Below are 26,992 nucleotides of genomic sequence, written 5' to 3'. Positions count from 1 at the left end.
ACACACGACATCGCGGTCGCTGACCTGGAGGACCCGGCCTCGCCGGACGAGTTCGACGTCGACCCGCCGTTCGACCCGGCCGACAGCACGCTCCCCCCTGACCGCTTCCTGGACCGCGAGCTCTCGTGGATCGCGTTCAACGCCCGGGTCCTGGAGCTCGCGCAGGACGAGAGCCTGCCCCTGCTGGAGCGCGTCCGCTTCACGGCCATCTTCGCGAGCAACCTCGACGAGTTCTTCATGGTGCGCATCGCCGGTCTGAAGCGGCGCATCGCCGCCGGCGTCGCAGTCCCCGCTGCGAGCGGCCTCAACCCCCGTGAGGTCCTCTCGCGCAGCCTCGCCGCGAGCCAGGAGCTGCTGATCCAGCAGGCCGACACCTATCACGACCACCTCGTCCCGGCCCTGGCCGCGGAGGGCATCCACCTGCTGCACTGGGACGCGCTGCGCCCCGACGAGCAGGAGCAGATCAGCGCGACGTACCGCAACCGGGTGTTCCCGGTCCTCACCCCGCTCGCAGTCGACCCGGCCCACCCGTTCCCGTACATCTCGGGGCTCTCGCTCAACCTCGCGCTCGTGATGCGCAACCCCGACACCGGCAAGGACCACTTCGCGCGCGTCAAGGTCCCGCCGATCATCAACCGCTGGATGGAGGCCGATCCCGGACGCTTCGTGCCCCTCGAGGAGGTCATCGCGGCCCACCTGGACCTGCTCTTCCCGGGCATGGAGGTCATCGCCCACCACGCCTTCCGGGTGACCCGCAACGAGGACCTGGAGGTCGAGGAGGACGACGCCGAGAACCTGCTCAAGGCGCTCGAGCAGGAGCTCCTGCGGCGCAAGTTCGGCCCGCCCGTACGCCTCGAGGTCGAGCGGTCCATCGACCCGGAGGTGCTCGACCTGCTGGTCTCCGAGCTCGGCATCCGGCCCGAGGAGGTCGTACGCCTGCAGGGCCCGCTCGACCTGCGCAGCCTCCACGAGATCGCCGACCTGGACCGCCCCGAGCTCCACTACGAGCCGTTCGTTCCTGGCACCCACCAGCACCTGGCCGAGGTCGAGACCTCCAAGCCCGCCGACCTGTTCAGCGCACTGCGCAAGCGCGACGTGCTGGTCCACCACCCCTACGACTCGTTCGCGACCAGCGTCCAGCGGTTCATCGAGCAGGCGGCAGCCGATCCCCGGGTGCTGGCGATCAAGCAGACGCTCTATCGCACGTCCGGCGACTCCCCCATCATCGACTCGCTGATCGACGCCGCCCGCGCGGGCAAGCAGGTGCTGGTCCTGGTCGAGATCAAGGCCCGCTTCGACGAGCAGGCCAACATCCGCTGGGCACGCAAGCTCGAGCGGGCCGGTTGCCACGTCGTGTACGGACTCGTCGGACTCAAGACCCACTGCAAGCTCGCGCTGGTCATCCGCGACGAGCCGGACGGTCTACGCCGCTACGCGCACATCGGCACCGGCAACTACAACCCCAAGACTGCGCGCCTGTACGAGGACTTCGGCCTGCTGACCTCGGATCCGGAGATCACCCACGACCTGACGGACCTGTTCAACAACCTGTCGGGATTCGCCCAGGACTTCTCCTACCAGCGCCTCATGGTCGCCCCGGCCGGCCTGCGCCTCGGCATCCTGGAGCGCATCGACGCCGAGATCGCGCACCACCGCGCGGGCCGACCCGCCGGGATCCGGATCAAGATCAACTCGCTGGTCGACGAGGCGGTCACCGACAAGCTCTACGAGGCGTCCCGGGCAGGGGTGCCGGTCGACCTCGTCATCCGCGGAATCTGCACGTTGCGTCCCGGCGTCCCGGGGCTCAGCGACAACATCCGGGTGCACAGCATCCTCGGCCGGTTCCTCGAGCACAGCCGCGTCTACTGGTTCGCGGGCGGCGGCGAGCCCCAGGCGTGGATCGGCTCGGCCGATCTCATGCACCGCAACCTCGATCGCCGGGTCGAGGTGCTCGTCCGGGTCCCGACCGAGGCGCACACCGAGGCCCTCGGCGAGTTGCTCGCGCGATCCGTCGACCCGTCCACGACGTCGTGGCACCTCGCGGGCGACGGCACCTGGACACGGCACGTCGGCACGTCGGACCTGCAGGCCGAGCTCATCGCGCGCGCCCGCGCGCGCCGCTCCCGCCAGGCCTAACGCGAGGCCGGGCAGGCCGCGAAGAGCAGCGGTCCCTCGCCCGACATGTACGCGCCGCGGTCGGGATCGAGGTCGAACCGCAACGCCGCGGCGCTCCCGCGCACCGTGGCCGAGACGAGGTCGAGCGAGTCCTCCACTCGGCCGGACCGACCGATGAACGGTCCCGTCGCCAAGGACGTGCGGGTCTCCAGCTGGTCGGCGGCCACTCGCGGTGAGGCGTACGCCCAGGCGAACCGGATGTGCTGCCTGCGCGGGCCGTCCACGAGCCCCCGGCCCGCATAACGCGGCGCCGCCAGCCCGCCCGTGCGGGCCACCGCCGCGTCCGCCTGGGCCGCGACGTCCGGGTCGCCCTCGCCGACGGCCGTCGACCGGCACGCCTCCTGCTGCGCCTGCACCAGCGCACTGGCGGACCCCGACAGCTGCCCGGCGATGTCGGCGACCGGACGCCTCGCGAGCAGCGAGGGCTCGTCGCCCCGGATCGTGGCGAGCACCACCGGCGCGTACGCCGCACTGCTCGTCGCGACCACGAGCCGCCGGCCCGGGAGCAGGGCGACCGTGCCGAGTGCCGAGGCGAGGGCGGGCCCGACCCTGACCCGGCCCTCGTCGCCGAGCGTCCACACCGCCCCGTCGCGGGTGTAGCCGAGCGCCCGGAGCCGATTCTCGACGTCGGCGAACGAGACCCGCGACGACGTGCGGGCCACCATCGCCGCGCCGCCGGCGGCCTGCCCGTACGACTCCCACTCCAGGTCGGCCACGGACCAGCCGTACGACGCGTGCATCGGCTCGACGGACTCCGCCAGCACCGACCGCGTCGACAGGTCGCGCAGCGCGGCGTCGTCGCCCATCCGGGACCGAGCGGCCGCCGTCGAGGCGTCTCCCAGCCCGAGGTCGCGACGGATCGCCGACCAGTCGGTGAAACCGGCCACGACCGTCGCGGACGGCAGCACGTCCAGGGCCGAGGCAAGGGGCGGGCGGGGATCGGCGGCGCCCCGCTCGTCGACGAGCCACCCTGCGGTGACGGCGACGGCGATGACCAGCAGTGGCGCGAGCACGAGACGCACGGTGGGTCGACGTTTCACCGCGTCAACACCTCCTTCACCTGCTGGCCACTTCTTCGGGGGACAATACGCACCATGGCAAGTGAACGGATCACGACGGCAGCCGGTGGCATCGTGTGGCGCAACCGGCCCGGATCTGCCCGCCCCGACCCGCGCGTCGAGCTGCTGGTCGTGCACCGGCCCTCGTACGACGACTGGACCTTCCCGAAGGGCAAGACCGACCCGGGCGAGGCGCTGCAGACGACAGCGGTCCGCGAGATCGGCGAGGAGGCCGGCGTCCGCGTCCGTCTCGGCCACCCGCTGCAGGAGATCTCCTACCCGATCAGCGACGGCACCAAGCGCGTCGCCTACTGGTGCGCACGCGTCGTCGGCCCGGACGACTCCGACCGGTTCACCCCCAACAAGGAGGTCGACCAGATCCGCTGGGTGAGCGTGCGGGACGCCCGGGGGCTGCTGACGTACCAGCACGACGTCGAGCTGCTGGAGACCTTCCGTACGCTGCGCGAGGCCCAGGCGCACCGGACCCGCACGCTCGTCGTGCTGCGCCACGGCAAGGCCGTCCCCCGGTCGTCCGGGATCGAGGAGCTCGAGCGCCCCCTCACCGCCGCCGGTCTGACCCGCGCCAAGGCGCTCGTCCCGGTCCTCGGCGCGTACGGCGTCCGGCGCATCGTGAGCAGCCCCGCAGTGCGCTGCGCCCAGACCGTCGAGCCGTACGCCCACTCGATCGACACGTTCCTGGAGATCGACGACCGCCTGTCAGAGGACACCCGCGCCGCCCAGGTGCAGCGCTCGGTCGCGGCGATCCTGGACCGCAAGAAGCCCGTCGTCCTGTGCAGCCACCGGCCGACCCTGCCGTGGGTCTTCGAGGCGCTCGGCATCGACCCGGTCGAGCTCGCCCCCGGCCAGGGCGTCGTGGTGCACCACCGCAAGGGCCTCGTCCACGCCACCGAGCTGCTGGCCTGACGGGACTGCTGCCCACCGTTCCGTCATCGTTCACCGGCCGTTCACCAACGGCCCGCGATCGATACACCTGGGCTGCCTACCTTCACGGGGTAAGCACAATCTGATCCCAGAGAGGGACCCCCGTGAACCGCACCAAACTGCGCATCGCCGCCCCCGCGGCCATGCTCGCCATCGCCCTCGGCCTCAGCGCCTGCGGTGCCGCGAACGAATCGGACGGCGGTAGTGACACGTCCGGCGGCGACGGCGTCTCCGGGACGCTCAACGGCGCCGGAGCGACGTCGCAGGAAGCTGCAATCGCCGCCTGGAAGAAGCAGTTCCAGACCGCGAACAGCGGCGCCACGGTCAACTACGACCCGGTCGGCTCGGGCGGCGGACGTGAGCAGTTCATCGCCGGTGGCGTCGCCTTCGCCGGCAGCGACTCGTACCTCGAGGACGAAGAGGTCGCGGCCGCGGAGAAGAAGTGCGGGAGCGACGTCGTCGAGGTCCCGGTGTACGTCAGCCCCATCGCGGTCATCTACAAGCTCGACGGCGTGAAGGAGCTCAACCTGTCGGCCAAGACCATCGGCGCGATCTTCGAGGGCACGATCACGACGTGGGACGACGACGCGATCAAGGCCGACAACCCCGGCGTCGACCTGCCCGACACCAAGATCACGGCCGTGCACCGCTCGGACGACTCGGGCACCACGAAGAACTTCACCAACTACCTCGAGGCCGCCTCGGACGGCAGCTGGACCGGCGGGACCGTCGAGACGTGGCCGATCAAGGGCGGCGAGGCTGCCGAGGGCACCTCGGGCGTCGTCGCGGCCGTCTCGGGCGGCAACGGCACGATCGGCTACGCCGACGAGAGCCAGGCCGGCGAGCTCGGCAAGGCCAACGTGAAGGTCGGCGACGACTTCATCGCGCCGACGCCCGAGGCCGCGGCCAAGACGCTCGACACCGCAGCGCCGGTCGAGGGTCGCAGCAAGACCGACATCGCGGTCGACATCGATCGCAAGACCGAGGAGCCGGGCGTCTACCCGATCGTCCTCGTGTCCTACCAGATCGCGTGCCAGACCTACCCGGACGCCAAGCAGGCCGAGCTCGTGAAGGCCTGGCTGTCGTACGTCGTCAGCTCCGAGGGACAGACCGCCGCCGCGGAGAGTGCCGGATCGGCACCGCTCTCCGGCGACTTCGCCACCAAGGTGCAGGCCGCGGTCGAGACGATCTCCGCCGCCTGATCCCGCTGCCGCCCGGCCCTCGTGGCCGGGCGGCAGCACCCGCATCACCATCCGAACAGCAGTTGAAAGGCACCGCCTGTGACCAGCACGCTGGCCCCTCGTCGCAAGCGCACCACCGTGGTCCGCGCCGGCGACCGCATCTTCTCGGGGCTGTCGACCAGTGCCGGCCTCCTCATCCTCCTCGTCCTGGCCGGCGTCGCCGCATTCCTCACGGTCGAGGGCATCCCGGGGATCCTCGCCGATCCCGACGAGGTCAAGAGCGGTCAGAGCTTCTGGCCGTACGTCTGGCCGCTCGTCTACGGCACCCTCATCGCCGCCACCGTCGCCCTGATCATCGCGACACCGGTCGCCGTGGGGGTCGCGCTGTTCATCTCGCACTACTCGCCTCGTCGGCTCGGGCAGGTCCTGGGCTATCTCGTCGACCTGCTCGCCGCGGTGCCGAGCGTCGTGTACGGCCTCTGGGGCATCCAGTTCCTCGCCCCGCACATGGTGCCGGTCTACGAGTGGCTCGCGGAGCACCTCGGCTTCATCCCGTTCTTCGCCGGCCCGGCCTCGGCCACCGGCCGCACGATCATGACCGCCTGCATCGTGCTGGCCGTGATGATCCTGCCGATCATGACCGCGATCTGCCGCGAGATCTTCCTGCAGACGCCCCGCCTCCACGAGGAGGCCGCCCTGGCCCTCGGCGCGACGCGCTGGGAGATGGCCCGGCTCGCGATCTTCCCGTACGCCCGCTCCGGGATCGTCTCGGCCGCGATGCTCGGCCTCGGCCGGGCTCTGGGCGAGACGCTGGCTGTCGCGATGGTGCTGTCGGTGACCGCAGGCACCGTGACCGCCAACCTCATCAGCAGCACCAACCCGAGCACGATCGCGGCCAACATCGCGCTGAGCTTCGGCGAGGCCAGCGGCAAGACGGTCAACGTCCTGATCGCCAGCGGCCTGGTGCTGTTCGTGATCACCTTCCTCGTCAACTTCGCCGCCCGGTCCGTCGTGGACCGCCGCAAGGACTTCTCCGGAGCCAACTGATGACGACCACCCTCACTCGCGAATCCGTGGACATCCAAAAGGAGCTCTACGGCGCACGACTGCCCTCGTGGGGCAGCCGGGCGGTCATCGCCGGCGCCCTCGTCGTCGGCGCGGCCCTCTATCTCACCGGGACCAACCTGGTCCTCGCCGCACTGGCGGTCCTGGTCGTCTGCCTGGGCCTCCCGCTGTGGTCGGCCGTGGTCGAGGGCCGCCGCAAGGCCACCGACCGCCTGGTCACAGTGCTCGTCACCTCGGCGTTCACGCTGGCGATGTTCCCGCTGGTCAGCATCCTCTACACGGTCATCAGCAAGGGCACCAAGGTGCTCTCCGCGGAGTTCTTCACCTACTCGATGCGCAACGTCGTCGGCGAGGGCGGCGGCATCTACCAGGCGCTCGTCGGCACGTTGCTCATCACCGGCGCCGCCGCGGTCATCTCGGTCCCGATCGGCCTGTTCGCAGCCATCTACCTCGTCGAGTACGCCGACGGCAACCGGCTCTCGCGCTGGATCCGGTTCCTCGTCGACGTCATGACGGGCATCCCGTCGATCGTCGCGGGACTGTTCGCGTACGCCCTGTTCGTGGTGTTCTTCGGCGAGGGCGTCCGCATGGGCATCGGCGGCTCGGTCGCGCTGTCGGTGCTGATGATCCCCGTCGTGGTCCGGTCGACCGAGGAGATGCTGAAGCTCGTCCCGAACGAGCTGCGCGAGGCCTCGTACGCGCTGGGAGTGCCCAAGTGGCGCACCATCGCGAAGGTCGTGCTGCCGACCGCGCTGGCCGGCATCGTCACGGGCATCACGCTCGCGATCGCCCGGGTCATCGGCGAGACCGCTCCCCTGCTCATCATCGCCGGCGCGACCGACTCGGTGAACTTCAACCTGTTCGAGGGCCGCATGGCGACCCTGCCGGTCTTCGCCTACCAGTCGGTGCGGAGCCCGGGCATCCCGCCGGAGTTCAGCATCGACCGCGCCTGGGGCGCCGCCCTGACGCTGCTGCTGATCGTCATGCTCCTCAACCTCATCGCCCGTCTCGTCTCCTACTTCTTCTCGCCCAAGGGCGAGCGCTAAACCGGAAGGTTCCCACCATGGCCAAGAGCATCGACGTCTCCGACCTGAACATCTACTACGGCGACTTCCTCGCCGTCGAGGACGTCACGATCCCCATCGCCGCCAAGTCCGTCACCGCGTTCATCGGCCCCTCGGGCTGCGGCAAGTCGACCTTCTTGCGGTCGCTCAACCGCATGCACGAGGTCATCCGCGGCGCCCGGGTCGAGGGCAAGGTCCTCATCGACGGTCAGGACCTGTACGCGTCCGACATGGACCCGGTCAACGTCCGCCGCATGATCGGCATGGTCTTCCAGCGTCCCAACCCCTTCCCGACGATGTCGATCTACGACAACGTCCTGGCCGGGCAGAAGCTCAACAGCAAGCGCATGAAGAAGACCGAGTCCGACGACATCGTCGAGCGGTCGCTGCGCAGCGCCGGACTGTGGGCCGAGGTCAAGGACCGCCTCGACCGGCCCGGCTCGGGCCTCTCGGGCGGTCAGCAGCAGCGCCTGTGCATCGCGCGGGCGATCTCGGTCGAGCCCGAGATCCTGCTGATGGACGAGCCGTGCTCGGCCCTCGACCCGATCTCGACCAGCGTGATCGAGGACCTCATCCACGAGCTCAAGAGCGACTACACGATCGTGATCGTCACTCACAACATGCAGCAGGCCGCCCGGGTCTCGGACGAGACCGCGTTCTTCAACCTGTCGGGCGTCGGCAAGCCCGGCCGGCTCATCGAGGTCGGCCGCACCGACACGATCTTCTCCAACCCGGTCGACCCCGCCACCGAGGCCTACATCCAGGGCAGGTTTGGGTGAGGTCGAGGCCGCCTGCGGCCGAGCGCCGAACCCATGCCAGCGAAGCGTGAGCGTCCCGGGCCGAAGGCCCCAGCGCGAGGCCGGCGAGCCGAAGGACCCAAGCCGACCCCGCGGGACCCCCAAGGAACTCAGTTGCCCGGGATCACCAGGCGCAGCAGCAGGTACGTCACCGCGCCGACGGCCGCGGCCGCAGGGATCGTGACGATCCAGGCGGTGATGATGCCGCGAGCCACTCCCCAGCGCACCGCGCTGAACCGCTTCGTGGCGCCTGCGCCCATGACCGCCGAGGTCATGGTGTGGGTCGTCGAGACGGGGGCGTGCAGGCCGATCGCCATGCCGTACAGGACGACCGCAGCGGTCGACTCCGCCGCGAATCCGCGCGGGGGGTCGAGGGCGATGATGCGGCGTCCCATCGTGCGCATGATGCGCATGCCACCCGACAGCGTGCCGAGCGAGATCGCGCCGGCAGCCGCGAAGACGACCCAGTAGGGGATCTCCCGCTCGCCGGCCGCGGGACCGTAGCCGCCGGCGACGAGCGCCAGCACGATGACACCCATGGTCTTCTGCGCGTCCTGCAGGCCGTGCCCGAGCGACAGCGCGGCCGCCGAGACGGTCTGCGACAGACGGAACCCACGGTTGACGGTGTGCGGATTGGCCCGCCGGAAGACCCACATGATCGTCAGCATCACGATGAACGCACCACCGAAGCCGAGCGCGGGGCTCATGACCATCGGGATGACGACCTTGTCGACGACCTTGTCCCAGTCGACCGTCACGCCCGCGGCGAGTCCCACACCGATCAGGCCGCCGATCAGAGCGTGCGACGAGGACGACGGGATGCCGAAGTACCACGTGATGAGGTTCCACGTGATGGCTCCGACCAGGGCGCTCATGACCACCGTCAAGGCGTGTTGGGAGGTCATGTCGTCGAAGCCGACGAGGATCTCCTTGATCGTCTTGGCGACACCGACCCCCAGCAGCGCTCCCACGAAGTTGAGGATCGCAGCCATCACCAGCGCGATGCGCGGCGTCAGGGCACGGGTCGACACCGAGGTGGCGATCGCGTTGGCAGCGTCGTGGAAGCCGTTGGTGTAGTCGAAGAACAGTGCGATGACGACAGTGGCGATCACCAGGGCGAGGACAAGGTCCACTGCTCAGGACTCCTTGACGGCGATCTGCTCCACCGTGTTCGCGACGGACTCGAGCGCGTCGATGGCGTGCTCGAGGGAGTCAACGACGTCCTTGAGCTTGAGCACCTCCAGCGACTTGTAGCTTCCGCTGAACAGGTTGGCGACGATTCGGCGGTACGAGCGGTCGCCCTGGTTCTCCAGCCGGTTGATCTCGATCCAGTACTCGTCGAGGTCCTTCATCGTGCGCAGTCGCGGCATGGCATCGGCGGTCAGCTGGGTCGCCCGCTGCAGCACCTCGACCTGCGGCGCGAAGTCGGCCGGCAGCTCGCCGAGCTCGTACAGGCCCACGAGGTCGACGGTCTCCTCCATGAAGTCCATGACGTCGTCGAGGCTGCTGGCGAGACGGTAGATGTCCTCACGGTCGAACGGCGTGATGAACGTCGTGTTGGCCCGCTTGATGATCTTGTGGGTCGTCTCGTCCGCTTGGTGCTCGGCTTCTCTCATCAGGTCACCGAGGGCGTTCTTGTCGGTGCCGGAGTCGAGCATCTGCGCCAGCAGATTTGCACCCTCCACGAGGTGGTTCGCCATCTCGGTGAACAGATCGTAGAAGGATGTTTCAACTGGCCGAATGCGAAAACGCACGACTAGCTCCTGTCAATGCTGAGTAGGGCAAGCCCATGCTAGATGCACGCTGTTCGCACATGCCAGCCGCGGGGTCACCCGGCAGTGGGGATGCCCAGGATCTCGTCGACCTCGCGTTGCGAGAGGTGTCCGTCCTTCGAGGACGCCGCGATGATGAGACGGCTTGTCATCTCGATCTCGTCGAGCGCGTCGTCGTCGCGCAGGCGACTGTCCAACGGCTCAGGCATGCGGCGGGCTCCCAGGTGGTCCACGGTCAACATCAGCTCGACACTATCTCGCGGGCCGGTCTGGACGCAGCCGATCGCGTCCGCGTCAGTCGTGACGTGCGCGACGTACGAGGTCGAGCACCCCCATGACCAGGGCGAACACGATGAAGGCGATCGTCACGTGCAGGCTGTAGGACAGCGCATCGGCGAAGTCCCCGTCGGTCGACCTGACCCGCTCGAAGAACAGGGCGAGGACGATCGCGACACCGATCGCCGAGCCGACACGCTGGGCGGTCTGCAGCAGACCACCGCCGGCACCGGCCCGGGCGGGATCCACCTCGTCCAGCGAGAGGGTGATGTTGGGCGAGATCACGAGACCGCCACCCAGACCGGCCAGGAGCAGCAGCGGCGCGAGCTTGAGCCCGATGCTGCCGTCCAGATGAGGCACCACCACGTCGATCCCCACGAGTGCGACGGTCACCGTCGCGAGGCCCAGGACGACCAGCGCCCTGCCGAACCGCTCGACGAGACGACCCCCGATCCACGCGGACGTGGCCGAGCCCACGGCGAAGGGCAGCTGGGAGAAGCCGGCCTCGAGCGGGGTGTAGCCGAGCCCTTCCTGCAGGAACAGGGTGAGGATGATGAAGATCGAGGTGAACCCGGCGAAGTAGAGGGTGCCCACGCCGAGCCCGAGGACGTACGACCGCACGCGGACGAGCGAGAGGTCGAGCAGCGTCTCGCGGCCTCGCGCCGTCCAGCGGCGCTCCCAGAGGACGAAGACGACCAGCAGCAGTGCCGCAACCCCCACGAGCCACCAGGGCCGCTGCGCCAGCGACGAGTCCTGACCGCCCTGGACGAGGGGAAGGAGCACGAGGAGCATCGCCGTGCCGAACAGGACCACCCCGACCGGGTCGAGGGACTGCTTCGGCCCCTTCTCGGTGCGGGGCAGGTAGCGGGCGGCGAGGACCAGCAGCGCGATCCCGATCGGGAGGTTGACGTAGAACACGAGCCGCCACCCCCACTCGTCCCCGCCGAGGTGGACGAGCAGGCCACCGAGGAGCGGGCCGATCGCGGTGGAGACGCCGATCGTGGTGCCGAAGAGACCGAAGGCTCGGCCCCGTTCGGGGCCACGGAACAGGTTCTGGATGAATCCGGAGACCTGCGGGGTGATGAGTCCACCGCCGAGCCCTTGGACGACTCGCGCCGCAGCGAGCATCCACGGCGTCTGCGCCGCTCCGCACGCAGCACTGGACAGGGTGAACAGTGCGACGCCCCACAGGAAGACGGTCCTCCGGCTGCGGGCGTCGCCCAGGCGTCCGCCCGGGACCAGCGCGATGCCGAAGGCGAGCGCGTAGCCGGCCACGACCCACTGGATCGTGCTGTTGCCGGCACCGAGCCCCTCGCTGATCGACGGCAGGGCGACGTTGACGATGCTGACGTCCAGCAGGGTCATCGCACCGGCTCCCAGGCACACGGCGAGGGCCTGCCAGCGCCGGGACTGTTCCTCGGGGGTCAGCTCACGGGCGTCGGTCTGCGTCACCAGACCACGCTAGGTCCGCTCACGCCTGCCCGCGAGTCGATCGTGCGGAGCCGGACCGTGAGACGATGAGGACCTAAGTCCTGGACACCGTCATTGGGGAATGCCGTGCCTACCTACGACGCGCTCATCGAGCGCTACGGAGTGCTTGATCGCGCGCCCGGCCGCGACCTCCAGTCACTGGTCAGCCTGATCGCGCAGATCTGCGGTGTCCCGCACGCGGTGATCAACATCCTCAGCAGCAACCAGCAGCACCAGATCGTGGCCCACGGCATCGAGCCGGCGGTGTGCGCGCGCGAGGACTCGATGTGCGCGGTCGTGATGGACGACCCCGAGCCGGTGATCGTGCCCGACGCCAGCAACGACGTGCGCTTCTCCTCCAATCCCTTCGTCAACGGCGAGATCGGCGATGTCCGCTTCTACGCCTCGGCGCCGGTCACGACGGCCGACGGCCTGGCCATCGGACGCCTGTGCGTCTTCGACGTCGTCCCGCACGAGCTCACCGACGTGCAGCAGCGGGCGCTCGCGGTGATGGCCTCACAGGTCACCGACATGCTCGAGCTGCGCTACCGCAGCCAGGCGCTCGAGGACTCGCTGCGCGACCTGACGGCGGTCCGCGACGAGCTGCGTCGGTCCAATGAGCACCTCATCCAGTTCGCCGGCCAGGTCAGCCACGATCTCCGCACGCCACTGACCGCGATCCTCATCAACGCCGAGCTGCTGGCCGGCGAGCCCGCGGTCACGGCCGACACCGGCGTGTCCGAGATGGTCCTGGCCGTCAAGGAGGCCGGGCACCGCATGGACGCCATGATCGAGGAGATGCTGACGTTCGCGCGGGAGAACGGCCGCCTGCGTCTCTCGCCGACCGATCTGTCCACGGTCGTCAGCTCCGTCGTCCGCGATGTCGCTCCGTTGATCATGCGCGAGGGGGCAGAGGTCAAGGTGGGCGAGCTGCCCGTGGTCCTCGGCGACCCCGACCTGCTCTACTCCGTCGTGCTCAACCTGCTGACCAACGCGGTCAAGTTCGTGCGTCCCGGCGAGAAGGCCGTCGTCTCGATCACCGCCGACCGGCTCGACCGTCACTGGCGGGTCCGGGTCACCGACAACGGCATCGGCGTGCCCCCGGCCCGCCGCGCAGCGATGTTCGAGCTGTTCGCCCGGCAGGACGAGCACGCGTCCGGCCACGGCATCGGCCTGGCGACCGCGCGGAGGATCGTCGAGGCGCACGGCGGGACGATCGGGATGGAGAGCGCCGCCGAGGGCGGCACGAGCGTCTGGTTCGACCTGCCCGTGTGAGGTCCCGCTCCGGGACTGTGGAGCTCCCCGGCAGCTGGTGCCGAACTGTGGAGTGCGTGAGGACGTTGTGTGGAGATCGTGTGGATCGCGGCTCAATAGGTTGAGGTCACAAGCCAACGCAGCGCCTCGCCACTACCTCCCAAGGACACACCATGAAGAAGATCCTCCTCCCCCTCGCCACCCTCGTCGCCGCCGGCGCGGTCGCGGTCGGATCAGGCGCCACGTTCACCTCGACGAGCGCCAACACGATCAGCTCGGTCACCGCGGGCACCCTGTCGCAGACCAACTCGAAGGACAAGGCAGCGATCTTCACCGCCACCGACATCAAGCCCGGCGACACGGCCACCGGCTCGCTCACGATCACCAACACCGGCTCGCTGCCCGCCAAGTTCTCGCTCACCGAGACCGCGTCCACCAACACGTTCGCGGCCAGCAGCATGACGATGGTCATCACCAACACCACGACCAACAAGGTCGTCTTCAGCGGCCCGTTCGGCGATCTGGTGGACGGCGTGAAGACCGATCTCGGCGAGGTCGCTCCCAAGGCTGCCAACAGCTACACGTTCAGCGCCAAGCTCGCCGCGTCCGCCCCGAACGACGACCAGGGCAAGGTCGCCACCGCCGCCTTCCAGTGGGACTCGGTGCAGGTCGAGAACCCCGCCAGCTGACACGCCGGGGCGCCGTGACGGCGCCCCGCCCCCGCCATCTCGACCCGCACACCTCGACAGGACACGCTCATGAGCCGCAAGCACAGCCGCCCCCGCCGCAGCACCGCTGCCCGCGTCGGCTCCGGCCTGGTCACGCTCCTGTCGATCCTCGCCACCCTGGCCGGCGTCGCGTACCTCGCGCCGAGCCTGTTCGGCTACGAGCGCTACGTGATCACGGGCGGCTCGATGTCGGGAACGTTCGAGAAGGGTGCGATCGCCTTCGAGGAGCCCGTCCCGGTGGACGAGCTCAAGGTCGGGGACGTCATCACGTACCTCCCACCCGCCGACAGCGGCGTGACGACCCTTGTGACGCACCGCATCATCAAGGACACCACGTTGAAGACCGGCGTCCGCCAGCTCCAGACCCAGGGCGACGCCAACCCGGACCCCGATCCGTGGAAGTTCAGCCTGACCGAGGGCGAGCAGCCGGTCGTACGCCACACCGTCCCGCACCTCGGCTGGGTCTTCGTGGCCCTGGCCGACCGGGAGATCCGCATGGTGGTCATCGGCATCCCGGCGGCGCTCATCGCCCTGGCCGCGCTGGTCGAGCTCGCTCGCGCCATCGGTGGCCGCCGCGAGGACGGGCCGCGAGCTGTCACGGGCCCCGTCCGTGAGCCCGCACACTCCGCCTGATCCGGACCGGTCATGACGATCACCCCAGGACTCATCTCGTGAGGACCATGAAGATCCTCGCTCCGCTCGCCACGGTGGTCGCCGGCGGCGCGCTCGCGGTGGGATCGGGCGCCACGTACACCTCGGTCAGCGCGACCACGATCAGCTCCGCCACCTCCGGGCCCCTGACGCAGAGCAACTCCAGGTCACGGGCCGCGATCTTCGACGCGAGCAACCTCCAGCCCGGTGACGTCGTCAGGGGAGGCCTGACGATCACGAACACCGCCTCGGTGCCCGCGCGGTTCCGCCTCGTCGAGACCGAATCGACCAACGCATTCGGCCGCAGCCTGTCGATGGTCATCACCGACACCACCGCTCGACGCGTGATCTACGCCGGCACGTTCGGCGGTCTCGCGGACGGGGCCCTGACCGACCTGGGCCTCATGGGCCCAGGCGCCGCCACCGACTACTCGTTCACGGTCGAGCTCGACCGCCGTGCGACCAACCGGGCCCAGGGCCGGACCGCCGCCGCGGCCTTCGAGTGGAGCTCGGTCGAGGCCGACGCCGCCACGAGCGACGAGTAGTCCCCCCAGCTTGCGGGCACCCCCGGCCCGCTCGACGACGTGCCGCCGACCACCTGGTCGGCGGCACGTTGTCGTTCGCGCAGATGTGGAGGTCCTGAGGCATTCGTGTGGAGATCACGTGGATCGTCCCTTCCTAGAGTTGAGTCATGAGCTCGACGCACGCACGGCACCGGCAGCAGGGGACCTCCCTGACCCGCCGGCTGCCCTGGGCCGTCGGCGCCCTGGTCGCCGTCGTCGCCTCGGTCGCCGTGACCGGCTCGTCCTCCGCGTCGTTCGTCTCCCGCACCGGCTCGACCAGCACCGTCACCGCCGCGGCCGACTGGACGCCGCCGTCCGTCACGGTCTCCACCCCGAGCCCCACCGTCAAGGGCATGACGACGATCGCGGCCCCCGCGCAGGACGACGTCACCGGCATCGACCGCGTCACGATCCAGCGGGCCGCCGCCGGCAGCTCCACCTGGACGACGGTCTGCACCGCGAGGACCGCCCCGTACGCCTGTGACTGGAACACGCTCCCGGACGCCGACGGCTCCTACGACCTGCGAGCCACGGCCGTCGACCGCGCCGGCAACACCGCGACCTCCACGACGTTCCGCGCCACCGTCGCCAACAACCTCACGGTCTCGCTGCCCCGCCCGGGCGACTTCCTGCGGGGCACCGTGAGCACCACGGTCGGCGTCAGCAACCAGGGCGGCGTCACGATCTCCTCGGTGAGGATCGAGTTCGCCCCCACGGGCAGCACGAGCTGGGCCACGGCCTGCTCCTCGACCACCGCGCCCTACACCTGCTCCGTCGACACCAGCGCCGTCCCCGGCGGGACGTACGACCTGCGCGCCGTCGCCGTGGCCGGCACCGCGACGTTCGCATCGCCCGTGGTCAGCCGCGTGGTCGTCGACAACATCGCTCCGGTCGTCACGATGACCGACCCGGGCACCCCCCTGAAGGGCACCAAGACCTTCGCCGCCGGTGCCAGTGACGAGCGCTCGGGCATCGCCAAGGTGGTCGTCCAGGCCGGGTCGGGCAGCACCTGGACCGATCTGTGCACCGCGACGAGCCTCCCGGCCAGCTGCGCCGCCGACACCAACACCCTCGCGAACGGCACCTACACGTTCCGCGCCGTCGCCACCGACAAGGCCGGCAACACCACGACCTCAGCGCCGACGGCAGGGCGCGTCGTGCAGAACACGGTCTCCTCGGTCACCCTCACGGCGCCCCGCCCCCACCTGCGCGGCACGGTCACGCTGGACGCCCAGGCCAAGTCGACCGGGACGATCGCCTCGGTCAAGTTCCAGCGCTCGCCCGCCGGCGCCGGCACCTGGACCGACATCTGCACCGACACCACCTCGCCGTACAGCTGCTCATTCGCCACGGCCGGCCTCCCCGACGGCGCGTACGACCTGCGCGCAGTCGTGACCGACTCGGCCGGCGTCCAGACCCCCTCCGCCGTCGTCACCGATCGCACGATCGACAACACGCGTGGCAAGGGTGTCGACATCCAGACCACCAACGGCGGGACGAACGGCAAAGTCGACGCCGGGGACACCATCGTCTACACGTTCAGCGAGCAGATGGATCTCAGCTCGATCTACGCGGGTTGGTCCGGGACGGCGACGTCGGGCTCGGTCCAGTTCAGCAACGCGAGCTGGTGGGGCGGCAACGACGTGCTCGACGTCTCCGGTCCGGGCAATGCCGATCTGGGCACCGTCGCCCTCAACGAGGACTTCTTCCTCCTCGCCACCAGCGCTCGCGTGACGATGAGCGCGACGACCCTCACCGACGGCGGAGCCCGCACGGTCGTGACGATCCGGCTCGACTCCTCCCCTTACTCGGCCGCCGGCACGGCGAAGGCCGCCGACATGGTGTGGAGCCCGTCGTCCTCGATCCTCGACCTGGCGGGCAACCCGATCAGCACGAGCACCGTGACCGAGTCCGGCCCGACGGACGTGGACTTCTGATGCGCATGGAGCACACCACCCGCTCGCGGGGTGCCACGATGGCCGCGGCCCTGCTGGTCCTCGTCCAGCTGCTTCGTGGTGGGCTGACCCAGCCCGAGACATACATCGAGGTGCTGCTGATGGCGCTCGTCCTGATGACGACGGTCGCCGCGTACTGGCTGCATCGCAGCAGCACGTGGGAATCGCGCCTCGTGCTGGGACTGATGGCGGCCGTGAGCGGAGCCGGCGCCGCCCTCACGTCGACGATCGGCCTGCCCGGACAGGACGTCCAGACGGTCAGCCCGTTGGGCGTCCTCGTCCTCGCACTGTCGATAGCGGTGATCGGCCTGCTCGTCGCGGACCGGCCACGCACGACCGCCGGCCCGGACACGCGGTCACCGTATGCTTCGTGAGATGCCCCACCTCGTGCTGCTCGTCGAGGACGACGACCAGATCGCCGCTCCCCTCATCCGCACCCTCGAGCGTGAGGGCTACTCGGTCCAACGCGCCTCGGCCGGCCTCCCAGCGATCGACCGGGTCCAGGCCGGCGACGTCGATCTCGTGCTCCTGGATCTCGGCCTGCCGGACATCGACGGGCTGGAGGTGTGCCGTCGCATCCGCGCGGGAGGCTATGGGGGCGGCGTGCTGATCCTGACGGCCCGCGGCGGCGAGCTCGACCGCGTCGTGGGCCTCGACGTGGGCGCCGACGACTACCTGGCCAAGCCGTTCGGCCTCGCCGAGCTGCTGGCCCGCGCCCGTGCCCTGCTCCGGCGTGCGGCCCCCGCGGCAGCCGATGCGCCGGCGCCGGCAGCCACCCCGGCTGCGCCTGCCCCGCCCGCGCCCGCAGCAGCCACCGACGACGCCGGCGCCCTGCGGGTCGACACCGATGCTCGCCGCGTCTGGGTCGGCGCCGCCGAGCTGGCCGTCACGGCCAAGGAGTTCGACGTCCTCGCGCTCCTGCAGTCCACCCCCGGCGCGGTGTTCACCCGCGAGCGGGTCATGGACGACGTCTGGGACGAGAACTGGTTCGGCTCGACCAAGACGCTCGACACGACGATCGGGCGTCTGCGGCAAAAGCTCGAGGAGAGCGGCACCTCGTCTCGCATCGTGACGGTCCGCGGCGTCGGGTTCAGGCTGGAGAGCACCGCCGATGCGTGAACGCCTGATGGTGACGCTCGTCGCGATGACCGTCGGGATGATCGCCGTCTTCGGCGTCGTGCGGGCCTACTCCACCGCCAACCTCGTCCAGGACCAGGAGCGCGAGTCCGTCAGCGAGTCGGCCGATCTCGTGGCTGTCGCGGTGGCGGCCCGCGGGCCCGACGAGATCACGCCCGCGTTCCTGGACCAGCTGACCCAGGAGGGGCAGACCCTCACGTACATGGCCGAGGACGGCACTCGCATCAGCACCCGCACGGCCGCCCGTGACGAGGACGACATCTCCGCGACCCGACCCGTCGCCGACACCGGGGCCCGGGTCATCCTGACGCAGCAGGCCTCCGTCAGCGCGGGTCGTGTGTCGGACGCCCTGTGGTCGCTGGTGCTCGTGGGCCTCGCACTTGCCGTGCTGGCAGCAGTGATCGGCTGGCTGCTCGCCCAGCGCTTCGCCTACCCCTTCCGCCGGCTGGCGGAGGACGCGAAGCGCATCGGTGAGGGACACTTCGACGCCCCTGTGCACAGGTCCAACATGCGGGAGGCGGCCGAGCTGGGCGACGCTCTGCGCAGCGCCGCCGGTCAGCTCGACGAGCTGGTGCGTCGCGAGCGCAATCTCGCGGTCGTCGCGTCACACGAGCTCCGCACGCCCATCACGGCGCTGCGGCTCTCGCTCGAGGACCTGACGCTGTGGCCCGAGACCCCGCCCGCGGTCGCCGACGAGCTGCAGCACAGCCTGACCCAGGTCGACCGGCTGAGCGGTGTCGTGACGGCGCTGCTCGAGAGCGGTGGCGATCGACGCAAGAACCGGGGCTCGACCGTCGACCTCGCCACCGTGGCCACCGACGCCGCGAAGCGCTGGTCGGCTCAGGCAGAGGCAGCCGGCCGCGAGATCACGGTGCTGCCCACGCAGGATCCCGCGATGGTGTGGGCCGCCCGCGAGGCGATCGACGCCGTCGTCGACATCCTGATCGAGAACGCCCTGCTGCACGGATCGGGCACCGTCACGATCGAGATCTTCCCCGACAGCACCCACTTCCGCTTCCGCGTGCACGACGAGGGGTCGCGCGTGATCGAGCCCGGCGTCCTGCACGCTTCCCCCACGGAAGCCGTCTCGGGTCTCAGCGACGCTGCCACCCGGGCCGAGGCGCTCGGCGGCTTCATCGGTGTCGGTGACCACCCGACGACCCTCGTGGCGCTGTTTCTTCCCCGCGCTGACCGGCGGCGCCGGGCCAGCGACGCCGTCAGGTGACGCTCTCGGCGTCGTGACCGAGGGGCTTCTCGCCCTCGCCCTGCTCGATCGAGTCCCGCTCGGGGCGCGAGCCGCCGGGCGCCATCAGCTCGGAGATCTGCCGCGCCAGATCCGGTCCCAGGGCGCCCCAGCCGTCCTCGTAGCCGTAGGCCGCACGCAGGGACACCGCCTCGTAGTCGCCCTGCAGGATGTCCACGTCGTCGGGGGTGATCAGGCCCGGATGCGCGACACCCACCGCCTCTGACACCTTCACCAGCTCCTTGCGGAACGTCCGGACGTACTGGGCGCACCGCTGACCCTTCTCGGTCGGATCGAGGCCGTGGGCCAGCCACGGGTCCTGGGTCGCGACGCCCGTCGGGCAGCGGTCGGTGTGGCACTTCTGCGACTGGATGCAGCCGATCGCGAGCATCGCCTCGCGGGCCACGCTGACCATGTCGGCACCCAGCGCGAACGCCACGACGGCGTTGTCGGGAAGGCCCAGCTTGCCCGAGCCGATGAAGGTGACGTCATCGCTCAGGCCCGCGGCGGCGAACGTGCCGTAGACCCGGGAGAAGCCCATGCGGAACGGCAGGGCGATCGAGTCGGCGAAGATGCGCGGCGACGCGCCGGTGCCGCCCTCGCCGCCGTCGATCGTCACGAAGTCGACGCCGCGGTCCCGGCGAGACATGTGACGCGCGAGGTCGTACCAGAAGCCCATCTCGCCCACCGCGCTCTTGATGCCCACCGGAACACCCGTCTCGGCCGCGATGAGCTCGACGAAGTCGAGCAGGCTGTCGGTGTCGGTGAAGGCGGTGTGCCGCGAGGGACTCGCGCAGTCCTGGCCCATCGGGATGCCCCGGATCTCGCTGATCTCGCGGGTCACCTTCGCCGCGGGCAGCAGGCCGCCGAGACCCGGCTTGGCGCCCTGGGAGAGCTTGATCTCGATCGCCCGGACCGGCGCCGACTCCACGACGTCCTTGAGCCGGTCGATCGAGAAGGTGCCGTCATCGTTGCGGCACCCGAAGTAGGCGGTGCCGATCTGCAGGACGATGTCGCCGCCCTGGCGGTGGTGCGAGGACAGGCCGCCCTCCCCCGTGTTGTGCATGCACCCTGCGAGCTTCGCTCCCCGGTTGAGCGCCTGGATCGCATTGCCCGACATCGACCCGAAGCTCATGCCCGAGACGTTCACGACCGACTCGGGACGGAACGCCTTGGCGCGCCCGCGCGGTCCGCCGAGGATCTTCGCGCTCGGCAGACCGGTGCTCTCGGCGTGATCGTGCGGCAGGGAGTCGGCGAACGTCCGGTGCTTGATGATCGCGTAGCCCGGCAGGTGCTCGATGTCGTTGTCGGTGCCGAAACCCGAGTAGTTGTTCTCCTGCTTGGACGAGGCGTAGATCCAGGAGCGCTGATCGCGGCTGAACGGCCGTTCCTCGTCGTTGCTGGTCACGATGTACTGACGCAGCTCAGGGCCGATCGTCTCCAGCCAGTAGCGGGCGTGCGCCAGCACAGGGAAGTTGCGCATCAATGCGTGCTTCTTCTGTGTCAGGTCACGAGCCGCCACCGCCCCGATCGCTATGCCGACCCCTCCGAGCACCTGGCTGAGCTTCATGTCCAAGTCCTACCCCGCACGGGTGCGCTTGTCCACGCGAGGCGCGGACAGGCGCCGCCGTCCGGGACCTCGCCGGTCACCGTGTGAACGACTCGGCGCGCGGCACGGGACCGACGTCGTGATGGCGTCCCGGTCGGCGCAAGGCGTGCCGCTGCCCGGGCCCGGGGCCGTCGCGCCCGGCCAGGGCGTCCGCGACCGCGCCCGTGACGAACCCGTAGACGGTCTTGTGCACCAGGTCCACCGCCAGCTCACCGCGGGGCCAGGTCTGCGGAGGGGCGCCGACTCCGGTCGCGTTCTCCAGGATCTGGTCATTGGTCAGCCGCAGGACGGAGAACTGCGCCGACGCGAGCGCGCCGCGAAGACCGGCCTGGGCCATGAGCGAGCGCACCGTCCCGAGCAGGATGCCCTGCCCGTAGTGCATCGCGAGGTTGACCGCCCTGGAAGGACGTCCGGGGGTGTCAGTCCGGCCCACCAGCCGTTCGAGCACCCGCCCAGGGACGTACGAGTCAGGTCTGCCGGTCAACCGCTGCTCGACCTTCTCGCCGGCCGTCATCACCGCCACCCCGACGGCACCCGAGACGACTCCCTGCCACGCCACCTTTCGCCACATGCGCTCCAGATACCCCGACGCCCTCAGCGGGAGTCAGCTCCTCCGCAGCCCGCACCCCGCGCCCACGCGACGGCTCTCCCGTGCCTGCCGCGCACCTCTGCGATACTCGCTCTTGGGCATAGCGGCATGTCCGGATCTTCTCCGGATCATTGTCCCCGATGCCCCGGGTCTCTGGGGCCTGGGGACAATTGGTCTAACGTGCAGTAACGCGATCTGACCACTGTCATGGCAGTGCGAATCGGGAACGGCTGGTCCCGGGCTACAAAAACGCCGCGAGGCGCAAGACGGGGACGCCGGAGCGACGCGGTGCACACGCGATGAGCCACCATTGTGCGGCCTGACCGAGGAGTGACGTGACAACCAGAGCCAAGGGCACAAACGGACGCGAGCAGGCCGTCCAGCGCATTGTCAACGAAATTCAGGAGATGATCGTCGGCGGCGAACTGCTGCCCGGCCAGCAGATCCGGCAGGAGCAGATGGCCGAGCGATTCTCGGTCAGCCGCCTGCCCATCCGTGAGGCCCTTCGGCACCTCCTCGCCACTGGCCTGGTCACGCACCAGTACAACTTCGGCTTCTCCGTCGCAAGGCTCAACCAAGCCGAGTTCGACCAGCTGTACCTCATGCGCGACCTCCTCGAGTCGGCAATCATCCGCAGCCTCCCGGAGGCCAAGCCCCGTCACCTCGAACGTCTCACCGAGCTGAACGATGCGATCTCCGTCGCTGCCGAGCGCGCCGACGCGGGCGCTGTGCGCCAGCTCAACAAGGAGTTCCACTTCACCATGTTCCGCGACAGCCCGCTGAGCCTCGTCGTCGACGAGGTCGAGCGCATCTGGGGCTGGGCGATGCCGTACCACGCGGTGTTCGTGAGCGACTCGGGAGAGCGTTCCCGCATCATCACCGAACACGCTCAGATGGTCGAGACGCTCGGGCGCAACGACGTCGAGGGCCTCGTCCAACTCATGATGAACCACCGGGCGAAATCCGAGGCCCGGCTCAACTCCCTGCTCTCGCCACACCCCTAAAGAAGGTTTGAGACGCGCCGCCCGGTTCCCCCGTACGGCCCGTCTGAACGGACTAGTAGCCCTCCTCGCGGCACCGCCGCGTCCGTGACCGCCAAGCGCCGAGATGTCCTCAGCGCGTTTTCGTCACGCTGTTTTGCCTCTGAAGGCAGGCCATATCTCGGGGTAACCCGACCCTCTGGTCAAACTGGATCCAATTGTGTAGCCTCCATGAGATCCAGATCACGTGACCTGCGCCACACAGAACGTCGAGGTTCCAAGCTCTGGCCGCGGAGGGCAGAAGCCTCTCCCGCTCTACTCATCTGGATGTCCGACCGTTGGCCGTCCATGCATGCAAGGCAACAGAAGGGCCTCAGTACGTGACGACCACGGGAACGCCGTTGATCACCTCCAGCACCGATGCACTTGACTCACTCTTCTCGCCTCAAGCGATCGCCATCGTCGGCGCCTCAGGACGACAAAGCAACCTGTTCGCACGGCCGCTCCAGTACCTGACAGCCTTCGGCTACAAGGGCGCCATCTACCCGATCAACCCCGGGTACGAGTCCCTCCACGGCGTGGCCTGCTACCCCGACGTCGACGCACTGCCGGGCCCCATCGACCTCGCACTGGTCCTCATCCCGGCGGCACGCGCCATATCCCTGCTTCCCGCCATCGCGCGCGCCGGCGCCAAGGTCGCCGTCATCTTTGCGTCCGGGTTCAGCGAAACCGGCGAAGAGGGACAGGCCCTTCAGACCAAGCTCACGTCGGTGGCTGCCCAGCACGGCATCCGCCTCATCGGCCCCAACTGCCAAGGGGCGCTCAACACAGCGACACACTTCTACGGCACCTTCACCGGCGCACTGGAGGTGGGACCGCTGACCCCTGGCGGCCTGACATACGTCGGGCAGAGCGGCGCCGTGGGCGGATCGATCCTGAGCCTGGCCCGCGAACGTGGCATCGGCATCGCCTCATGGATTAGCACCGGCAACCAAGCCGACCTCAAGACCGTCGAAATAGCCCGGTACCTCATCGAGCAGGACGCCACGACGACCCTGGCCATGTACATCGAGAGCGCTACCGGCGAGCGCGAGTTCCTCGACCTCGCCACACGTGCTCAAGAGCTCGGCAAGTCTCTCATCGTGCTGCGATCCGCGACCAGCGAGGCAGGGGCTCGCGCGGCGGCCTCCCACACCGGCGCAATCGTCGGGAGCGCAGCCGCCTTCAACGCCGTGGTGCGCGAGTACGGAGTCGTGCTCGCCGACGACATCGACGAGCTGGTGGAGCTGGCGCACGTTCACACCACCCTGCCTCGTGCCCACGGCCCCGCCGTCGCAATCGTGACCACATCGGGGGGCGTGGGCAGCCTGGCAGCTGACCTGGCCGACTCGCGCGGCCTCGACGTCGTGCAGCTGTCAGAGCAGGCCCAGAACGAGCTCGCAGCAATGATCCCAGCCTACGGAGCTACTGAAAACCCCATCGACGTCACCGCCCAGGTGTTCAACGGCAAGGACGTCACCGAGTTCATTAGCGTCTGCAAACTCACCGCCGCACTGCCTGAGGTGGACGTCGTGCTGGTGGCGCTGACCCTCATCATCGGCGACCAGGCCGAGAAGGCGGCTACAGCCCTCGCCGGACTCATCGCACTGTCCGACAAGCCCATCGTCGTCGCATGGTGTGCGGCGCACGCACAGACGACCGCCGCTCGGCACGCGCTGCGCGACGCCGGGTTCCCGGTCTTCGACTCAGTCGGGTCCGCCACACTGGCGCTCCGCTCGCTGGTCAGCGACAACTCGACCATCACCCCCAACGCCCCGTCGACGCCGACGACGGCTGACGACTTCGCGGCACTCATCGACCAGTACGTCGAGGTCGTGACCGAGGCCGCCGCCGCCCCCCTGATGGACGGGCTCGGAATCCCACGACCCACAACCCACCTGATCACCGACCTTCAACAGGCCGAGGATCTGGCCGCCACACGCTCGACGCCCGCCGTCCTCAAGATTCAGTCGCCGAACGTCCTGCACAAGACCGATCGCGGCGGAGTCCTGGTGGGTATCGAACCCGCCGACCTGCCGCGCCGCACCGCGCAACTACTCGCGATGTTCGCTGGCGACCAACCCGAGGGCGTCCTTATCCAGGACCTGGTCGGCGACGGAATCGAGCTCATCGTGGGCGTCACGCGCTCCGGCGATCACGGCCTGCCGCTGATAACGGTCGGCCTCGGAGGCACCGCCACCGAGCTCTACCGCGACACCGCGACGACCTTCGCACCAGTCGACCGCAAGCAGGCGAAGACCCTTCTGCTGCGCACCCGCGCCGCCGCACTGCTCACGGGTTACCGGTCGACGCCGGCCTACGACCTGGACGCCGTGGCCGAGGCCATCGCCCAGATCAGCCAGCTGGCCGTGGTCGCCGGCGACCGTCTTCGCGAAGTGGAGGTCAACCCACTACGAGTGACCCATGACCCCCACCGGCCTGTGCAAGCGCTCGACTTCATGATGATCCTGGCGCCGAAGGCAGGTGCGTGATGGGCTCCGTCACGCTTGAGCGCAAAGGCAACGTCGCGGTCATCACCGTCTCAAACCCCGACGTCAAGAATGCCCTGACCATCGACATGGCACGCGAGCTCGGGCAGGCGTGCCGCGACATCGAGGCCGACCAGACGTTCGGCTGCACCATCGTCCGCGGCGACGCAGGAGCGTTCTGCTCCGGAGCCGACACACGGTCGTGGTCGGACACCTACGGAGACACCCTGAGCGACCGCGCATACGAGGAGACCGACCTCATGTACGGCTCCTTCGTGCAGCTCGGCAGCCTGCCCGTGCCAACCATCGCTGCGGTACGAGGAGCGGCCGTGGGTGCCGGGCTCAACCTCGTCATGGCGGCCGACCTACGCGTCGTCTCAGCGTCCGCCCGACTGATCGCCGGGTTCATGGCGGCAGGCATCCACCCGGGCGGAGGCTTCTTCACGTTGGCTCGCCGTCTCGGCGGACGGGAAATTTCAGGTGCGCTGGGTCTCTTCGGTCAAGAAATGTCAGGTCAGCGCGCCTACGACCTCGGCTTCGCCGGAGTCTGCGTCCCCGACGGCGAGGTCGAGCAGCGCGCGCTGGACATCGCCACGTCTGTGGCAAGCGACCCTCTGCTCGCGCGCCGGGTCAAGCGGACCTTCGAGATCGAGACCGGGTCACAGCCGCTGCCATGGCCCGCGGCGCTGGAGGCTGAGCGAGGCGTTCAGCTCTGGACCCAGCGGCGCCGCCTCGACCGCATCCAGGAACAGTCATGACGGCCACGCCCGCAGGGCTGCAGATCGACGTCGCGCACGGTGTTGCCTGGGTGCGGCTGGACAGGCCCGAGCGCATGAACGCCATGGACACGGCGCTTCAGCACCTGCTCGTCGAGGTGTTCTGCCAGCTTGACGTCGACGACGCCGTGCGGGTCATCGTGCTGGGCACAACGTCGGCACGCGCCTTCTCCGTAGGTGTCGACCTCAAGGAGGACCACACACCGGTCGACGGCAGGCGCCCCATCGTCGACCCGATGCGGCACGCGTATCGCAACGTCTTCGAGACGGTCCTGGAGTCGCACAAGCCCACCATTGCAGCGTTGCAGGGCTGGGTCGTCGGGGCCGGACTGGAACTCGCGATGGCGTGCGACATGCGCATCGCGGCCACGTCCGCTGCGTTCCGGATGCCTGAGAGCCGGGTGGGGATGGGCGCGAACTTCGGCAGCCAGATGCTGCCGCGGCTGGTCAGTCGTGCTCACGCCTTCGACATCATGTACCGCGCCGAGACGTTCGATGCCGCGCGAGCCGCCGACATCGGGTTCGTGTCGCAGGTCTGCTCTGCCACGGAGCTTGATGCCGTCGTCGATCGCATCGCCACCACCATCGCGACCCGTGCACCACTGACGCTGCGCCGGTTCAAGGCGATGGTGACGCACGGGGCCGCACTGCCGATCCCCGCCGCGCTGCGCATCGACCCCGGCACCAGCCCCTACACGAGTGACGACCGGCTCGAAGGAGCCGCTGCGTTCACTGAAGGACGTGATCCCCAATGGAGCGGACGATGAGTGGAACAGAACGTGCCAAGGCACTCGTCCGCGAGGTCCCGCATCTGGACTGCTACGAGACGTCCGCGATGCTCGGCGGGGCGCCCACGCCGCACTTCCTCCGGCTGCTGCGCGCCCAAGGCAAACTCCTCGGCATCCGCTACGCGCGGGTCGGGTACCTCTACCCGCTGTTCCAGTTCGACGAGCACGCGCGGCGCATCCACCCGTGCGTGGCAACCACCAACCAGGTGCTCCTCGCGAGCATCGGGCTCAGCGCAGCCCTGCAGTGGTGGTTCGACGAGGCGATAGACGACGCCCCGGCCCACACGCTGGTCGGCACCCCTGACCAGCGCTTGGTCATCGAGACGGCCAGGTGCCAAGCCTTCAGCGGAGTGCGTTCCGCCTGACCGAAGCAGACCCCCACCGACCCGAG

At 69.4% G+C, this 26,992-nt stretch carries 26 protein-coding genes; 19 read left to right on the top strand and 7 right to left on the bottom strand.

What is annotated here, in order from left to right:
• The first annotated feature begins 24 nt into the window (after positions 1–24).
• Positions 25–2,136, top strand: a complete 2,112-nt coding sequence (locus GEV26_RS02645) for an RNA degradosome polyphosphate kinase (RefSeq protein ID WP_228765324.1) — start codon at positions 25–27, stop codon at positions 2,134–2,136.
• Here the strand turns inward: GEV26_RS02645 and GEV26_RS02640 are convergent.
• Positions 2,133–3,215 (bottom strand): hypothetical protein, encoded by a 1,083-nt coding sequence (locus GEV26_RS02640; RefSeq protein ID WP_153651626.1) that lies wholly within the window; start codon positions 3,213–3,215, stop codon positions 2,133–2,135. The genes GEV26_RS02645 and GEV26_RS02640 overlap by 4 nt on opposite strands.
• A gap of 54 nt (positions 3,216–3,269) precedes the next feature.
• Here GEV26_RS02640 and GEV26_RS02635 point away from each other — a divergent pair, with 54 nt between their 5' ends.
• The 5 genes from GEV26_RS02635 (at position 3,270) to pstB (ending at position 8,264) form a co-directional block, all read left to right on the top strand.
• Positions 3,270–4,157, top strand: a complete 888-nt coding sequence (locus tag GEV26_RS02635; protein ID WP_153651625.1) for an NUDIX hydrolase — start codon at positions 3,270–3,272, stop codon at positions 4,155–4,157.
• Positions 4,158–4,279: 122 nt separating this feature from the next.
• Positions 4,280–5,377: a phosphate ABC transporter substrate-binding protein PstS gene (pstS, locus tag GEV26_RS02630; protein WP_243838859.1), complete on the top strand. Its 1,098-nt coding sequence runs from the start codon at positions 4,280–4,282 to the stop codon at positions 5,375–5,377.
• 78 nt (positions 5,378–5,455) lie between these two features.
• Positions 5,456–6,403 (top strand): phosphate ABC transporter permease subunit PstC, encoded by a 948-nt coding sequence (gene pstC, locus GEV26_RS02625; protein ID WP_153651624.1) that lies wholly within the window; start codon positions 5,456–5,458, stop codon positions 6,401–6,403.
• A complete protein-coding gene (gene pstA, locus GEV26_RS02620) occupies positions 6,403–7,467 on the top strand; it encodes a phosphate ABC transporter permease PstA (RefSeq protein WP_153651623.1) in 1,065 nt (354 codons plus the stop codon). Before pstC ends, pstA begins: the two co-directional genes overlap by 1 nt.
• A 17-nt stretch (positions 7,468–7,484) precedes the next feature.
• Positions 7,485–8,264 carry a phosphate ABC transporter ATP-binding protein PstB gene (gene pstB, locus GEV26_RS02615; protein ID WP_153651622.1) on the top strand — a complete coding sequence of 260 codons (780 nt, stop codon included), beginning with the start codon at positions 7,485–7,487 and terminating at the stop codon, positions 8,262–8,264.
• Between the two features lie 128 nt (positions 8,265–8,392).
• Here the strand turns inward: pstB and GEV26_RS02610 are convergent, their stop codons facing one another.
• From GEV26_RS02610 to GEV26_RS02600, 4 genes are all read right to left on the bottom strand, one after another.
• A complete protein-coding gene (locus GEV26_RS02610; protein ID WP_153651621.1) occupies positions 8,393–9,415 on the bottom strand; it encodes an inorganic phosphate transporter in 1,023 nt (340 codons plus the stop codon).
• A 3-nt stretch (positions 9,416–9,418) separates the two neighbouring features.
• On the bottom strand, positions 9,419–10,036 hold the full coding sequence (locus GEV26_RS02605) for a DUF47 domain-containing protein (RefSeq protein ID WP_153651620.1): 618 nt from the start codon (positions 10,034–10,036) through the stop codon (positions 9,419–9,421).
• A gap of 74 nt (positions 10,037–10,110) precedes the next feature.
• A complete protein-coding gene (locus tag GEV26_RS17850) occupies positions 10,111–10,263 on the bottom strand; it encodes a hypothetical protein (RefSeq protein WP_194839947.1) in 153 nt (50 codons plus the stop codon).
• An 85-nt stretch (positions 10,264–10,348) separates the two neighbouring features.
• Positions 10,349–11,782, bottom strand: coding sequence for an MFS transporter (locus GEV26_RS02600; RefSeq protein WP_208431013.1), 1,434 nt, complete (start codon positions 11,780–11,782; stop codon positions 10,349–10,351).
• Between the two features lie 105 nt (positions 11,783–11,887).
• On the opposite strand from GEV26_RS02600, the gene GEV26_RS02595 reads away from it, so the two are divergent.
• From GEV26_RS02595 to GEV26_RS02560, 8 genes are all read left to right on the top strand, one after another.
• Positions 11,888–13,075 carry a GAF domain-containing sensor histidine kinase gene (locus GEV26_RS02595; protein ID WP_153651619.1) on the top strand — a complete coding sequence of 396 codons (1,188 nt, stop codon included), beginning with the start codon at positions 11,888–11,890 and terminating at the stop codon, positions 13,073–13,075.
• Between the two features lie 152 nt (positions 13,076–13,227).
• A complete protein-coding gene (locus GEV26_RS02590; RefSeq protein WP_153651618.1) occupies positions 13,228–13,743 on the top strand; it encodes a TasA family protein in 516 nt (171 codons plus the stop codon).
• Positions 13,744–13,812: 69 nt separating this feature from the next.
• Positions 13,813–14,415, top strand: coding sequence for a signal peptidase I (locus tag GEV26_RS02585; protein ID WP_153651617.1), 603 nt, complete (start codon positions 13,813–13,815; stop codon positions 14,413–14,415).
• A gap of 38 nt (positions 14,416–14,453) precedes the next feature.
• Positions 14,454–14,978 (top strand): hypothetical protein, encoded by a 525-nt coding sequence (locus GEV26_RS02580; protein ID WP_208430695.1) that lies wholly within the window; start codon positions 14,454–14,456, stop codon positions 14,976–14,978.
• A gap of 146 nt (positions 14,979–15,124) precedes the next feature.
• Positions 15,125–16,933, top strand: coding sequence for an Ig-like domain-containing protein (locus GEV26_RS02575; RefSeq protein ID WP_153651616.1), 1,809 nt, complete (start codon positions 15,125–15,127; stop codon positions 16,931–16,933).
• Between the two features lie 5 nt (positions 16,934–16,938).
• Entirely contained in the window at positions 16,939–17,325 is a 387-nt protein-coding gene (locus tag GEV26_RS02570) for a hypothetical protein (protein ID WP_153651615.1), read from the top strand.
• Position 17,326: 1 nt separating this feature from the next.
• Entirely contained in the window at positions 17,327–18,070 is a 744-nt protein-coding gene (locus GEV26_RS02565; protein WP_153651614.1) for a response regulator transcription factor, read from the top strand.
• A complete protein-coding gene (locus tag GEV26_RS02560; RefSeq protein WP_153651613.1) occupies positions 18,063–19,313 on the top strand; it encodes a sensor histidine kinase in 1,251 nt (416 codons plus the stop codon). Before GEV26_RS02565 ends, GEV26_RS02560 begins: the two co-directional genes overlap by 8 nt.
• Here GEV26_RS02560 and GEV26_RS02555 read toward each other — a convergent pair.
• Both GEV26_RS02555 and GEV26_RS02550 read right to left on the bottom strand, forming a co-directional pair.
• Positions 19,306–20,901, bottom strand: a complete 1,596-nt coding sequence (locus tag GEV26_RS02555) for an FMN-binding glutamate synthase family protein (RefSeq protein WP_153651612.1) — start codon at positions 20,899–20,901, stop codon at positions 19,306–19,308. The two genes, GEV26_RS02560 and GEV26_RS02555, sit on opposite strands and share 8 nt — an antisense overlap.
• 76 nt (positions 20,902–20,977) lie before the next feature.
• Complete coding sequence (locus tag GEV26_RS02550) at positions 20,978–21,511, bottom strand: hypothetical protein (protein WP_153651611.1); 534 nt, start codon at positions 21,509–21,511, stop codon at positions 20,978–20,980.
• Positions 21,512–21,864: 353 nt separating this feature from the next.
• Here GEV26_RS02550 and GEV26_RS02545 point away from each other — a divergent pair, with 353 nt between their 5' ends.
• The 5 genes from GEV26_RS02545 (at position 21,865) to GEV26_RS02525 (ending at position 26,966) form a co-directional block, all read left to right on the top strand.
• Positions 21,865–22,533, top strand: a complete 669-nt coding sequence (locus GEV26_RS02545) for a GntR family transcriptional regulator (RefSeq protein WP_208431012.1) — start codon at positions 21,865–21,867, stop codon at positions 22,531–22,533.
• A gap of 356 nt (positions 22,534–22,889) precedes the next feature.
• Positions 22,890–25,040 (top strand): acetate--CoA ligase family protein, encoded by a 2,151-nt coding sequence (locus GEV26_RS02540; protein ID WP_153651610.1) that lies wholly within the window; start codon positions 22,890–22,892, stop codon positions 25,038–25,040.
• On the top strand, positions 25,040–25,795 hold the full coding sequence (locus tag GEV26_RS02535; protein ID WP_153651609.1) for an enoyl-CoA hydratase/isomerase family protein: 756 nt from the start codon (positions 25,040–25,042) through the stop codon (positions 25,793–25,795). Before GEV26_RS02540 ends, GEV26_RS02535 begins: the two co-directional genes overlap by 1 nt.
• On the top strand, positions 25,792–26,580 hold the full coding sequence (locus GEV26_RS02530; RefSeq protein ID WP_153651608.1) for an enoyl-CoA hydratase/isomerase family protein: 789 nt from the start codon (positions 25,792–25,794) through the stop codon (positions 26,578–26,580). The genes GEV26_RS02535 and GEV26_RS02530 overlap by 4 nt, the downstream gene beginning before the upstream one ends.
• A complete protein-coding gene (locus GEV26_RS02525; protein WP_153651607.1) occupies positions 26,577–26,966 on the top strand; it encodes a hypothetical protein in 390 nt (129 codons plus the stop codon). Before GEV26_RS02530 ends, GEV26_RS02525 begins: the two co-directional genes overlap by 4 nt.
• The last annotated feature ends 26 nt before the right edge of the window (positions 26,967–26,992 follow it).

Origin of the sequence: Aeromicrobium yanjiei, from assembly GCF_009649075.1 — a bacterium.
Taxonomy (GTDB): Bacteria; Actinomycetota; Actinomycetes; order Propionibacteriales; family Nocardioidaceae; genus Aeromicrobium; species Aeromicrobium yanjiei.
Note: the sequence above shows the minus strand (reverse complement) of the source record. Positions and strands in the feature narration are given on the sequence as shown.